Consider the following 13,505-nt stretch of genomic DNA (forward strand, 5'->3'; position numbering starts at 1 on the left):
GTGTCGTCGTTGTCTTCAAGCCTTCAGCGTTGCCAGGCAATTTCCGATCACCAGCGCGTCGAGGCGCGCTTCGCGGAACGTCTCGACCGCTTCGTCCGCCGTGCGAACGATCGGCTGGCCGCGCACGTTGAAGGATGTGTTCAACAGGATCGGAATGCCCGCCGCATGCTCGAACGCCTCGAGCAACTGATAAAAGCGCGGATTGCGTTCGGCGAACACCGTTTGCACGCGCGCGGAGCCGTCGCAATGCGTGACGGCCGGCAACGCGTTCCGGTGCGCGGCCTTCACGCCGGTCACGTACAGCATGTGTGCGAAGGTCTCCACTTCGCCCGCCTTGATGTCGAAGAATTCCGGCGCACGGTGGGCCAGCACGGCCGGCGCGAACGGCCGGAAGTCCTCGCGCTTCTTCACCAGCGCATTGACGCGTGCACGCATCGACGGCGAGCGCGGATCGGCGAGGATGCTGCGGTTGCCGAGCGCACGCGGACCGAATTCCATCGCGCCCTGGAACCAGCCGACGATCTGCTCGTGGGCGAGCAAGTCTGCCGTCACGCGCGCCAGCTCCACCGCATCGTCGAAGCGGCGCACGTCGAGCCACGGCTTGTCGAGCGCCGCGCGAATCGCGCCGTCGTCCTCGTGCGTGCCCCAGAACGGCATGCTCATCGGCTGCATCACCGCATCGGGGTCATGCTCGCTCTGCACGTAGAGCGCCGCGCCGAGCGCCGTACCGTCGTCACCCGAAGCGGGCTGCACGAAGGTGCGCTTGAACAGCCGGCTGCGCAGCACGACGCCGTTCGCGGTGCAGTTGAGCGCGACGCCACCCGCCATGCACAGGTGGCGCGCGCCGGTGCTCGCCTTGAAGGTCCGCAGCGTGTGCAGCGTCGTGTTCTGCAGCACGGCCTGCAGCGCGGCGGCGAGATCCATGTGAGCCTGGGTGATCGGCTCGTCCGGCAGGCGAGGCTTGCCGACCAGTTCCTCGATGACCCGCGACGACGCGCGATAGGTTGCCATCTCGAGCGGCGTCTCGTTCAGTTGCAGAATCGGAATCGTGTAGAAGCCGTCGTCCTGCAGGCGCACCAGCTCGCTCAGCTTCGCAAAGTACGGGCGCGGATCGCCATACGGCGCCAGCCCCATCACCTTGTATTCGCCCGAGTTGAAACGGAACCCCAGGTGCAGCGTGACCAGCCCGTACAGCACTCCGAGCGAGTGCCGGTGCGACACGCTCGCGACCCGTGTAAGGCGGCCATCGCGGCCGATCCAGATCGACGCGCTCTCGGTCTCGCCCATCCCATCGGAGACGAACACCAGCGCGTCGTCCATGCCGCTCGGGTAGTAGGCGCTGGCCGCATGCGCGAGGTGGTGCGGCACCTGCACGAACTTCTCGTCCCACGGCCCGTCGCCCCAGCGTTCGCGCAGCACGCTCAGTTGCGCGTCGCGCGATTGGACCTGCTCGAACTCCGCGCGCGCATCGCCCGTCTGGGCCAGCGATGCCGCGACGGCATCGTAGGCAAAGCCGTGAGCGATGCGATCGACCTGATTGAGCCGCAGGCCCGCCTGGGCCAGCACTGCGTCGATCGCACCGGCCGGAAAGCGCTCGGTGCCCTTGTGGCCCGTGAAACGCTCTTCCGCCGCCGCGCCGACGATGCCGCCCGGGCCGACGAGCGCCGCGGCGGCGTCCAACCCTTGCGTGATGCGCAGTTCACGGCGCTGGATATTCGGGTAATGCTGCTCGCGAAACGAAACGGCGCGGTCCAGCCCGCTAATGCCAAGGACATGCATGACGGCCCCTCGTAAAGTGATGCGAATGGTGTCGGGTTGACGCGGACGCCGGGTCAGCGCACGCCTAGTCTCGTGATCAGATGCTCGTCCCGCTCGAGCGTGGGGTTTGGCGTTGTCAACAGCCGGTCGCCGACGAATACCGAGCCGGCGCCGGCCAGGAAGCACAGCGCCTGCAGTTCGTCGCTCATATGCTCCCGGCCGGCCGACAGGCGGACCACCGATTCCGGCATCAGGATCCGGGCGACCGCGATGGTGCGCACGAACTCCAGCCCGTCGACGCCGTCGGCATCGGCCAGTGCGGTGCCGGGAACCCGCATCAGCGAGTTGATCGGCACCGACTCGGGATGGACCGGCAGGTTCGCGAGCGTCTGCAGCATGCCGATGCGGTCGTCGCGGGTCTCGCCCATGCCGACAATGCCGCCGCAGCACACCTTGAGGCCCGCGTCGCGCACGTGGTCGAGCGTCTCCAGGCGATCGTCGAGCGTGCGCGTACTCGCCACCATCGGGTAATACTTCGGCCCGGTGTCGATGTTGTGGTTGTAGAAATCCAGGCCGGCATCCGCCAGCCGTTCGGCCTGTGGCCTGGTCAGCATGCCGAGCGTCACGCAGGTCTCGAGGCCGAGCGCCTTCACGCCCTTGACCATATCGCACACGCGCTCGAGATCCCGCTCGTGCGGGCTGCGCCATGCCGCGCCCATGCAGAACCGCTGCACGCCGGCCGCCTTCGCGGACGCCGCGGCAGCCAGCACCGCATCGAGGTCCATCAGCTTGCTGGCCGGCAGCATCGTGTTGGCGTGCACCGACTGGCTGCAATAGCCGCAGTCCTCCGGACATCCGCCGGTCTTGATCGACAGCAGCTGCGAAATCTGTAGCGGACGTCCCGCATGGAAGCGGCGCTGGATCGTCTGCGCGTCGTACAGAAGATCCGTCAGCGGCGCGGCGAACAGCGCCGCGATCTCTTCGTGCGTCCAGTCGTGCCGGACGGCTGCGTCGGCGCTCCGCTTGCCTGCGGACGCGCGAGCGCCGTCCGACGATGTGTCATGACTCATGTGAACGACTCCGTTGATTGAAATGAAAATCGGACGGCAGTCAGTTCCGCCCGGTGCTAAGCACCACCTTTCCGACAACCTTGCGCTGGCGAAGCAGCTCGATTGCGTTCGCCGCCTCCGACAGGGCCATGACGCGCGACACGTGCGGTGCGAGCTTGCCGGCCTCGAACCAGCCGAGCAGCGTGGCGAACGCGTTGCGCACCCAGTCCGGCCGGCTCGCCCGGTAATGCCCCCAATAGAAACCCATCACATCGCAGTTCTTGACCAGCAACAGGTTCGCCGGCACGCGCGGGATCTCCCCACTCGCGAAACCGATGACGACGATGCGCGCCTCGGGCGCGACCACCCGCAGGTTGGCGTCGAACGCGGCCCCGCCGACCGGGTCGTATACGACGTTCACTCCCTTCCCGCCGGTCAGCGCCTTCACCTGCTCGCGAAAATCGTCCCGACCGGCGTCGATCACGTGGTGCGCGCCATTGCGGCAGGCGGCCGCCCGCTTGTCCTCAGAGCTGGCCACCGCGATCACCATGGCACCGAGCGCCCGGCCCACTTCGACAGCGCTCAGGCCGGTGCCGCTGCCCGCGCCGTGCACCAGCAGCGTCTCGCCCTCCTGCAGTCGCGCGCGCCACGTGAGCGCGCCATACGACGTGCCGTAGGCGATGGCGAAACCCGCGGCGGTCGTGAAATCCATTGATGCCGGTATCCTGAACAGGTTTGCGGCAGGCAGCACCACCTCATCCGCGAAGCCGCCCCACGCGAGGATGCCCATCACCCGGTCGCCGACTGACACCGACGTCACGCCGGGCGCCGTCTCGACGACCGTTCCCGCAATTTCGAAACCCGGCACGAACGGCAGCGCCGGCTTGGTCTGGTAGCACCCCTCGACGATCAGCGTGTCCGCGAAATTGATGCCGCACGCATGCACGTCGACCCGCGCCTCGCCCGCCGCGAGCGGTGCCGGCGTCACGTCCCGCAGCGCCAGCGCCCCGGTGCCGTCATAGGCTTCACATACGATCGCGCGCATGATCAAGCCCCGGCCGGCACGTCGCCGGCGCGTGCGCCCGGACGGCCATCCTGCTCGATGCCGGCCGGCCCGGCCGACAGCATGTGCTCGACCCGTTCCGCAGCCTCGAGCGCGCATCCCCACGACAACGTCACACCGGCCCCACCGTGCGCGTAGTTGTGCAGGATGTGCGTGTCCGGCATCGCTTCGAGCCGCACGTTGCCATGCCTGAACGGCCGCAGCCCGGCCCGCACCGGCTCGCCCGGATCGATCTCGACGTTCGCGAGGGCGGGCATGAACTCGACGCCCCGCCGGTACATCCGCCGGATCGGCTCATGATTGTCGAGCCCGATGTCCGTGCTCCATTCGTCGGCTTCCGCGATCGCGCCGAGCACGATGCGGTCCTCGCCGCGCGGCACGATGAACACGATCTCGTCGGCGCCCGTCACGTGGTCGTGGGACACGCAGTGCGCCTGATCGAGGCGCGGCATCTTGCTGCCGTCGTTCACGAGGCGGATCACGGCGCCGCGCAGCGGATACATCGGCTCGCCGCTCAGTTCAGCCGCCCCGAGGCCCGCGCAGTTGACGATCGCATCGACGCCAAAGTCCGCCTTCAGGTGCGCCTCGTTCGCCTGCAGGTTGCCTTCGATCCGCTGCTGGATGACGCGGATGTCCTTTGCGATCACCTGGCCCAGCAGCCAGGCCATGTAGACGTCCGTATCGACCATTGGCGCGAGATGGCAATACGCGTCGACGAGTCCGATGTCCAGATTCACGCCGTTCTCGCGGATCAGCGCCGAGTCGCGCCGGAAACCCGGCACGTGCTCGCGAATCTCGTTCATCTTCTCGAGATGGAACGCGTGCTCCTCGATGCGATTACGGAAGTAGAAATTGACTGGACGGATGTAGACGCCGGTTGCCGGGTCGGCCGCGAGCGTCTCGAACTTGCGGAACGAGACCATGCACCAGCGCTTCGAGCGCTCCAGTGAAACCTCGTCGTGGTGATAGCCGCAGACGGCAGGCGGCCATTCCCACAGGGCGCCGGCCACCACCGACGTGATGTTTGGCGCGAATTTCTCGCCGACGACCACCACGCGGATGCCGCGCTCGTGCAGGCACAGCGCTGTCGTTAAGCCTGCCACGCCGGCACCTATGACGAGCACGCGCCCCTTCTCTCCAAGTTCCCTCATGTCTTCTCCATGAATCGGTCGCGCCACACGACGTCGAGGCGGCCGACAGGAAGCAGCAATGACGGGCGCGCCGCGCCCGTCGCACCGACTACGGCGGATAATCAGCCGCTGGCCGGTGCGTGCGCGCGCGGAACGCACTGCCGGATCACCGTCGCGAGACGCTCGATCTCGTCGTCGGGATGGCCCGCGGTGATCAGGACTCGCAAGCGGGCCGTGCCGCGCGGCACCGTGGGTGGACGGATCGCGGTCACGAAGAATCCTTCGTCAGCTAGCATGCGCGATGCGTTCAGCGTGGACATCTCGTCGCCGATGATGATCGGCACGATCGGGGTCTGCGGCTCGGGGATGCCCAGCGACGCCGCGAACGCCTTCGCTTTCGCGAGCGGCCGCTCGACAAGCGCCGGATCGGTGGCGATGATCTCGAGCGACGCGATGGCCGCCGCGACCGTTGCCGGGGGTTGGCCCGTCGTCAGCCCATAGGTGCGCGCGCGGTTGCGGATCAGGTCGATCACCGGTGCCGAAGCGGCGAGGTAACCGCCATAGCTGCCCACCGCCTTGCCTAGCGTGCCCATCTTTAGGGGTACGTGCGCGTCGCGCCCGGCCGCGAAGGTCGCGCCGCGCCCTTGACCCACCACACCGATACCATGCGCGTCATCGGACATCACCCAGGTATCGAAACGATCGCCAAGCGCGACCAGCGCCTCGAGCGGCGCGATGTCGCCATCCTGTGAGAACACGCCATCGGTCAACAGTATCGCCTTGCCATGCGCGCGCCGGTGCTCGTCCAGCAGCGCCTCGACGTGGGCGAGATCGTTATGCCGGAACGCGACGATCCGGCCGCGCGACAATTGCGCGCCCGCCCACAGGCAACCGTGCGCGAGTTCGTCGATCAGGATCAGGTCCTCCTTGCCGACGAGGGCCGGGACGATGCCCGCGTTCGCAAGGTAACCCGAACCGAACACGCAGGCGGTCTCAGTGCCCATCAGGCTGGCGAGCCGCGCTTCGAGATCGGCGAACAGTGGGTGATTGCCGGTCACGAGCCGCGACGCGCCGGCACCGGCCCCATAGCGGCGAATTGCGGCGATCGCCGCTTCCTTCACCGCCGGATGCTGGGTGAGATTGAGGTAGTCGTTGCACGAGAACGAAAGCAGTCTGCGTCCGTCCCGGCGGATCCAGATTCCTTCGCTTCGATCTGTTTCCGTGAGAGCGCGACGCAAGTTCGACGCGCTCAGCTCCGCGAGTTTTCGCTCTGCAAATGAATCAAGCGAATGAGTCACTGGCCCCCTCCTCCCGATTTTCGGCTAAATGGACATGTGCGCCGCGCCGCTGTGCGTCCAGCCAAAGGTGATGCCACGCACATCGCTGAGCGTCGCGGCCCTGGGGTATGTCGGTCATCTGAATGCCCGCCTCGATTCGTCGACGCACGTTCGGAGAACACGGGCTATTTTGATGAAAACGAATACGCACCGATACTCAGCCCCTTCTCTCCCTTATTTATTTGCGACTGACGTACCAACTCCGTAATTTGCCTCGCATAGCGCCTCGCGCAAACCATGTCATTTCCGCTTCGGGGACGTTCACACAAGAAATTTTCAGATTCGATCGCTTTGTGATCAAAAGTGTTTCTGCAAGAAAAGTAAAACAAGGCACTGCGGAACGTCAGGCACCAACAAACGCCTGAAATCAGGCTTGTCGATTATGTCAGCATCACATCGCTCGGCACGTTGTTTGGATATCTCTCAGATTATTGATTTTTTGCATCCCCCTTATGCATGGCCGCTACCAGCAAAGCCAGATATTGCCTTGCTCGCCAACGCCCCCCATCGGCATTGTTTTCCAAATTGAAAACAGGAGAAGGCGCCAGAACGGCGCAAATCAAAGCACCGACGGGCAAACTCGGGAAGCTCTTCAACGGGCCCTCAATATAATGAAGCGACCCTCTGTCAACAATCTAGACTGTCGTGAACTGAAAATCCATCGAGACGACAAGGTAATACACGATGTTTTCAAAGTCAACTTTATCGGAATTTTCATGCCGGGCACGCAAGCGAGGTCAATAAATTTAATATTTGGAGAATTTGATTTGATTTGTTTTTCAATTTTGCATGATGATATTCCGACTCGATGTATCCTGAAGTAAATAACAGGCAATCGACCTAAAATTCGATTCGAACAGCGCGATTGACGCAATCATGTGAATCATTTTCTCCTTGTGCTGGCCTCGGTACTCGGCGCAACCGGTATATCCGTAGCTTTCGATCGCTGTCAGCGCCAGAGCACGGCAACACGCCTGACTGACGCTTCGCATATGCCTCCGTCGCGCTCGCGGTGCTGCTGACTCCGCCTAGCTGCTTAGACAGTCAAGCGTGGCGAGAAGCCGCAGGTGGCGCTGCCAGTGGCTGCGCTCGAGGTGATTGCATGGCCGGCACCGGTTATATGGTCACGCAACGTTCTTTCGGGTATGAACAAGATAAGCGCTTATGCGTTGCAGCATATAAGTGCTTTTAAGCACAGTTCCCGGTAATTCCCACCCGTGACGAGGCCGTCATAGCCAGTTGGCATCTGAACCGTCAGCACACAATCAAATCAATCGGAGCAAGCTTTCACGATCGGCCATTCCGGCCGACGGGAGAAGTCATGAACAATACACCGTCTCCGACTTCGTCCGCAACTCGATCACGAGGTAACGACAAGCGTTTGGCGCAAGCAGCGCTGCCCGACGAACCGAACAGCTGGATCGGCGACTTCGATCGCCATCTCTTGCAGGCTGTGGGGTGAGGCTTGCAGCAGTGTCCCCGCCGCCCATATCGCTTCTTGAGATGGGGCTTGCTCCCGGAATGAAATTCTGGCGCGATGCGCATGCAGAATGAGGCTGGCCAACCGCCAGCGGATAGAAGGTGGTGAGACGCTGGTTCTCACGAGCGCCACGATCGGCTACAGGAGAATCATATCGACGATTCACAGGCCGATCCAAAGATGATCTTGACTTGACAACGTACTGCTCATGGAAGGGCACCCCAAGTCATGCAAGCCAAACAAGTCGATCCTGAAGAAGACCTGCATCTGTGGGCGTCGGCCTGCCGGTATGGCGGGCTTGCTCGCAGCGTGCCGCCATACGATGCGCAGCACGAACCGCGAGAACGAAGCGCTAGCCGTGCGCTCGGCGCACTCGGCATACGAGTGCCGACGATTCGGTGATCGACGCCCGCATTGATCCGTTAGAGCATACGAACGAGCACCTAGGCGGCGGCACGCGCGTTCGGCAACATGGCAATCAGCGCTTGCACGCCGGGATTGGCGCTCACTGCCGCACACGTTGCGATGCGCCTGCATGGAACGGGAAACGCTGCGCGATTGCCACACCGGCGAGCGCGACGCCGCCGCCGATCAAGTGATAAAGCCGCAGCGATTCGCCGAGCAGCACGATCGCGCCGCCGGCCGTTATCACGGGCAGCAGATTCATGAACATCGCGCAGCGGCTCGGACCGAGCAACCGCACCCCCTGCATCCACAGATACGGCAGCGCCACCGATGCCAGCACGCCGGCGTACAGAATCAGCGGTACGCTCGCGCGCGTCGGCCACGCGGCGTGCGTGGGCAGCCGGATCAGCATCGGCGCCATGAACACGAGTGCGGCAAGCGCCTGCACATAAGTCGACTGCCAAGCCGGCAACTGACCGATACGCCAGCGTTTGAGCAGCACGCCATAGAGCGCATAAGCGGCCGACGCGGCCAGCATCAGCAGATCGCCGGCATGCACGCCGCGCGCGGCGATCGCCATCGGATGCCCTTCGGCGATCAGGTAGACGACGCCCGCGAGCGACAGCATGCCGCCGCCCACCATCCCCGCACCCGGCGGATCGCCCAGCAGCAGCGAGCTGAGCGCCATCGTCATCAATGGCACGAGCGCGGTGATGATCGCCATGTTGGTCGCACTCGTCGTTTTCGCGGCCTCGTAGGACAGGCTCTGGAACAGCGCCATCGCGAGAAAGCCGAGTGTCGCGAGCTTCGGCAGATGCGCGACGAGCGCCGCGCGATTGCGCCACGCGGGGCGCAGCGTGAAGACGCTCATCAATGCGACCGCGAGCAGCAGCCGATAGAACGTGATCGCAGACGAGTCGATCGTCGACGCGGACAGCTTCGATACGACGACGTTGCCGGCCCACAGCACGATCGCGCAAAAGGGAAACAGAAAAGGAGACTTGTTCATCGCGTTTGACGGATTAAGATAGTGACAGGGCTTGACGTGCAGCGGAACGCCATCGTGCCAGCCCGCCCAACTGCCTGTCTCACGCCAACATGTCACGACTTGTCGCCAATCGGACAATCGAGTCCACGCCGCCCTTCGCCCACCTGCGCTACGAATCGACACCGATGCCCGTGTCGGCAATGGCGGCTGTGTACGCCCACGGCACGTCGATCGCGCCGCATCGCCATCGCCGCGCGCAATTGCTCTACGCGATCGAGGGCGTGATGCACGTGCAGTCCGAAGGTGCGTCGTGGATCGTGCCGCCCACGCGCGGCGTATGGCTCGAAGCCGGCCTCGACCATACGGTGCAGATGAGCGGCAACGTTCAGATGCGCACCGTGTTCGTCGAGCCAGGCGCGATCGAGCGCCTGCCCACGCGCAGTTGCGTGGTGGAAGTGCATCCGCTGCTGCGCGAGCTGATCCTAGCCGCAGTCGATATGCCGCTCGACTACAGGCCAGGCTCGCGCCACGATCACCTGGCGCATCTGCTGCTTGCGGAGGTGACGGCCGCGCCGCTGCTGCCGCTGTATCTGCCGTGGCCGCACGACGCGCGCCTGCGGACGATCTGCGACACGCTCGTCGCCGCACCGGACGACTCGCGCACGATTGCCGAGTGGGCCGGCCTGCTGGGCCTGTCGGTGCGCACGCTCCATCGCGCGTTCCAGCGCGAGACCGGACTCAACTTCCGCCGCTGGCGCGAGCAGGCGCGGCTGCTGCTCGCCCTCAAGCGCCTTGCGCATGGCGAGAAGGTGCTGACCGTCGCGATGGATCATGGCTACAGCAGCCAGAGCGCGTTCTCCGCGATGTTCAAGCGGCATTTCGGTGTGCCGCCATCGGCGTTTTATGCATAGCGGCGCTGTCGGAGCATCGTTCCCGCGATGAGGACCATGCGCGCAAGCGCCGGCGCCATCGTGCGCGGGTGATTGCGCTCACCCGGCCATGTACGAGACAGGTCCACGGCACCGTGTCCGGCGTGTTCGCCGGATCGGCTGCTGCAAGTGATGCACGCGCATCCCGTGCAGGGGCTACGCCGAGGCTTCGGCGGCCCCCGTCAACCAAGGTCGGCAGCCTCTTATTTCAAGATCGTGAAATTCGCGGGCGTCACGGCGAAGAACACGTTGTCAGTGCAACTTACCCGGATGCGCGCCTTGTTCGACGCCACCGCCGGCAACGTAACCTTGGCTTTGCCGTTATTGGGCGTGCTCGCCAGCAGCGGCTCGGACAGATAGTGATACCCTCCGTCCAGCGATAAATCCAGCTTGACGTTAGTGCAGGCGATCGGCGCGGCGTTGGTCTGCGCCACATTCCAGGCCACGGTTTGCTCGGAACCCGCCTCCCATTTCACAGCAGATTTCGGCGCGGTGACGGCGAACGGGCTGCCGGTATCGACCACGTTCACATACATATTGCCGCTCGCAGTGTTCGGCCCCACGCCTAGTGAGCGAGCCATCGCGACGTTGTCTCGCACCGTCACCCGGAAGCTGAGCTTGCGATTGGTCGCGGGATAGACTTCGCCATTGCCAAGCGGCTCGTCGCCCAGCACGGCGGCCAAGTGTGGGAACGTCTGCTCGGCTTGGGCATGCGGCTTGAATGAGCGGAAGATCGGGCCTTGGCCGTCGTCCTTCAGTTTGCCGAATTGCTCCGGACCGAAATCGAATTGCTCCCAGGTATAAGTCAAGCCGCTTGCCTTGCTGCCTTTAGCCGCCTTCACCTTCAGCGTGAAAGGCGTTTTGGCCGGAATGGTGTAGGACGCGCGGCCGGTCGCGAACGCATCCGGCGGAATCAGCGATTCAGGATCGAGCCACGGCGCGCTGTTCTTGTTGAGCGTGCGCGTCGCACAACTTCCGCCTGCGCTGGAGATCCAGTCCTGGATCATGCCGATGCTGCTGCTGTTGAAATAAGGATCACTATGCGGTTGATAGGAGAACTCAGGATAGTTCTGACGATATACGCCCGCGTAGCCCATGATGGTGGACCCCTCGCCGGGTTCGACCGCATCCTCTTCCGGTGTACTGCGGTTGGCATTGAACGAATGGTACGAGCCGAATGAATGCCCCAGCTCATGCGCCACATAATCCACCGCGAACGCATCGCCCACCGGATTGCGCCGGCCAGTGCTGCCCGCCGCCTTGGTAGCATCCTGACAGGTGCTGGCGATCGACGCCATGCCGCCGGTTCCATCGCCCGCCACGACATGGCCAACGTCGAAGTTCTTGTTACCGATCACCTTGGCGAGGTTCTTCACGTTCTCGTTGTTGATCGCGCCACTACCGGGAGACAACCCCGCGTATGGATCGGTTTTGGCATCCGTGTAAATGATCTTGTCTTCGTTGTCGATCAGGGTCAGGTGTACGCCCAGATCGTTCTCGTAAATTTCGTTGATGCGGTTGACCATCGTTGCCACCGCGGCCAGCCCATCGACGACAGTTCCGCCAAAGCTCTTGGTATACGTACTGGTCGCCGCCATGGCCAGACGGTAGTCATACATGACGGAGCCGCTCGCGCGGGCGCCGGTCGCGTTGCCGGCCGTCGCTTTGGCCGAATTCTTTCGCACCCCGCTGCCGTTGAGCAGGTTCTTGTCGAACCCGTCCTCGTTGAACGGAGATGAACCAGGCAGCGCGGCCCGTCTGAACGACCAGTACACGTCGCCGCTGTCAGCCGCTTTGCTGGCCCGTCCGGACAGTTGTCCCGCCGGCTGCACCAGCCACATGCCGTCCGAGTCTCCGTACACTGCCGCCTGCAACCCCTGCGGCGTGATGTCGATCCGGGCGCGGCGCCCCTTGTCGTCCACTCCCTTGTAGCTTTTCAGTGCCGGATAGCGTTTGGCCAATGCAGGCGGCAACACATTGGATTCGGACAGTGTGAAGTATGTCATGCCGCCTTCCGGCAGCGGCAACGCGAGCCTGTTACTCTGCCCGCTTTTGGTCGTTGTGGCGTTCGCCGCAAGCTCCGACTTGAGGTTACCAAAATTCAGCGTAACCGCTCGATAGGCCGCGGGCTCGGACGTTGTCGCGCCGCGAGCCGAGACTCCCGCCGACGCCGGAACGTCATACCAAAATCCGGCCGTATCGGCCGCCTGCGCCAGCGATGCACACCCCCAGGCGGCCAGTACCGCGCAAGTCATCAGCAGCTTCTTCATATTTAGTTATCCTATGTAAATTGAACAAAGTTCGTTGGACAAACACATTCCAACTTTCCATTCCCCCCGATTGGTCAACCGAAGGGCACAGACGCGTAACCGCTCATGCTGACGCCGGAACATGATCCGTATGGGCGGCACCGTGCCCGGCCGTATTCTTGCGACCGAGGTAAAAGACTTTTGAATTGCTTCCGATATTGATCTGCCGGCAGAGATAAAACCGGAAGATTCCAAGCCAAAGCAGATGGCGATACCTATCCCTTGCCGAATGTCTTCGGCAAAAAACGACCTTCGATACCTTATTTAAATAGACAAAGAACTACGCTCAGACATTCATGACGACCGCCCCTTTTGTTTATTCGATGCCAATAAACAAGTTGAATTCCTTCATCCACACTTGTTCTCGCATTTAAAGCGCGACTGATTATTGCTTGACAGTTATCACTCTGAAAGACGACACCCCATTACTGCACCAAACCTCATCCGGCCCTTGGACAAACCGCCCCCCGCAAAATCTCGGAATGAAATATGAATACATTAGATTTCAAAAAATTACAAATCCGCCCACACATTAAAATCGATTCATTGATAATTACATAACCAAAATTCGATGACCTTCCAATGAAGCATTAATGTGGGCACCGGTGTATCGATAAGAATTTGCCTCCGTTGGCGCGATCATGCCGGCTAGATCGCGGAAGGTGATGCACGGTCGGCCAACATGGCATCGAGGCCGCAAACCGCAGAGCCATGGCCAGTGCACAACGCTTTCCGTGCGCCCGCCGGATTGATTGCAGCGGCCAGGAACCGTGACCGCCACCAAACGATTTCGGCTTTTACCCCTCTTTCCCAGATATTTCAAAGTCAAACCATTCTAATAACCAATGATTGCATCCAAATCATTGATAATATTTTTTATATTAGAAATTGTTAATTTTTATATACAAAACACAATACATCTCAATGTGAAAATTTGATGATTTTCATCTTTCCTTTCAAAATTTTGCCGTATATATTCGATCGCAAGCCGGTTCAGTGGGGCCGCATACCTTCCCACAAAACAAGGTTTTGTTTATCTAAAAAAATAAACAGGGGG

8 protein-coding genes are annotated in these 13,505 nt (G+C 62.4%); 1 reads left to right on the top strand and 7 read right to left on the bottom strand.

The features are described from left to right. Positions 1-15: 15 nt before the first annotated feature. The 6 genes from AQ611_RS20465 to AQ611_RS20490 all read right to left on the bottom strand — a co-directional run bounded on the left by AQ611_RS20465 (position 16) and on the right by AQ611_RS20490 (position 9,231). The gene (locus AQ611_RS20465; RefSeq protein WP_069235858.1) at positions 16-1,779 is read right to left on the bottom strand and encodes a carbamoyltransferase family protein; all 1,764 of its coding nucleotides are present in this window, start codon (positions 1,777-1,779) and stop codon (positions 16-18) included. 53 nt (positions 1,780-1,832) lie between these two features. Then, the gene (gene bioB, locus AQ611_RS20470) at positions 1,833-2,828 is read right to left on the bottom strand and encodes a biotin synthase BioB (protein WP_176704119.1); all 996 of its coding nucleotides are present in this window, start codon (positions 2,826-2,828) and stop codon (positions 1,833-1,835) included. A gap of 40 nt (positions 2,829-2,868) precedes the next feature. Beyond that, the gene (locus AQ611_RS20475; protein ID WP_069235859.1) at positions 2,869-3,852 is read right to left on the bottom strand and encodes an NADPH:quinone oxidoreductase family protein; all 984 of its coding nucleotides are present in this window, start codon (positions 3,850-3,852) and stop codon (positions 2,869-2,871) included. Positions 3,853-3,854: 2 nt separating this feature from the next. Beyond that, complete coding sequence (locus AQ611_RS20480) at positions 3,855-5,021, bottom strand: FAD-dependent oxidoreductase (RefSeq protein ID WP_069235860.1); 1,167 nt, start codon at positions 5,019-5,021, stop codon at positions 3,855-3,857. Positions 5,022-5,122: 101 nt separating this feature from the next. Continuing rightward, complete coding sequence (locus tag AQ611_RS20485) at positions 5,123-6,238, bottom strand: aminotransferase class I/II-fold pyridoxal phosphate-dependent enzyme (protein WP_231936027.1); 1,116 nt, start codon at positions 6,236-6,238, stop codon at positions 5,123-5,125. A gap of 2,084 nt (positions 6,239-8,322) precedes the next feature. Then, positions 8,323-9,231, bottom strand: coding sequence for a DMT family transporter (locus tag AQ611_RS20490; protein WP_069235862.1), 909 nt, complete (start codon positions 9,229-9,231; stop codon positions 8,323-8,325). Positions 9,232-9,320: 89 nt separating this feature from the next. Here AQ611_RS20490 and AQ611_RS20495 point away from each other — a divergent pair, with 89 nt between their 5' ends. Beyond that, positions 9,321-10,121 (top strand): AraC family transcriptional regulator, encoded by an 801-nt coding sequence (locus AQ611_RS20495; protein ID WP_069235863.1) that lies wholly within the window; start codon positions 9,321-9,323, stop codon positions 10,119-10,121. A 221-nt stretch (positions 10,122-10,342) separates the two neighbouring features. On the opposite strand, the gene AQ611_RS20500 is transcribed toward AQ611_RS20495, so the two are convergent. Next, positions 10,343-12,409, bottom strand: coding sequence for a reprolysin-like metallopeptidase (locus AQ611_RS20500; RefSeq protein ID WP_069235864.1), 2,067 nt, complete (start codon positions 12,407-12,409; stop codon positions 10,343-10,345). Positions 12,410-13,505 lie beyond the last annotated feature (1,096 nt).

The organism is Burkholderia singularis (assembly GCF_001718875.1).
Lineage (GTDB): Bacteria > Pseudomonadota > Gammaproteobacteria > Burkholderiales > Burkholderiaceae > Burkholderia > Burkholderia singularis.

Excerpts from the sequence above, each read along its gene's own strand:
- AQ611_RS20500 (WP_069235864.1), bottom strand. The coding sequence starts at position 12,409 with ATGAAGAAGCTGCTGATGACTTGCGCGGTACTGGCCGCCTGGGGGTGT.
- AQ611_RS20465 (WP_069235858.1), bottom strand. The coding sequence starts at position 1,779 with ATGCATGTCCTTGGCATTAGCGGGCTGGACCGCGCCGTTTCGTTTCGC.
- AQ611_RS20495 (WP_069235863.1), top strand. The coding sequence starts at position 9,321 with ATGTCACGACTTGTCGCCAATCGGACAATCGAGTCCACGCCGCCCTTC.
- AQ611_RS20475 (WP_069235859.1), bottom strand. The coding sequence starts at position 3,852 with ATGCGCGCGATCGTATGTGAAGCCTATGACGGCACCGGGGCGCTGGCG.
- bioB (WP_176704119.1), bottom strand. The coding sequence starts at position 2,828 with ATGAGTCATGACACATCGTCGGACGGCGCTCGCGCGTCCGCAGGCAAG.
- AQ611_RS20480 (WP_069235860.1), bottom strand. The coding sequence starts at position 5,021 with ATGAGGGAACTTGGAGAGAAGGGGCGCGTGCTCGTCATAGGTGCCGGC.
- AQ611_RS20490 (WP_069235862.1), bottom strand. The coding sequence starts at position 9,231 with ATGAACAAGTCTCCTTTTCTGTTTCCCTTTTGCGCGATCGTGCTGTGG.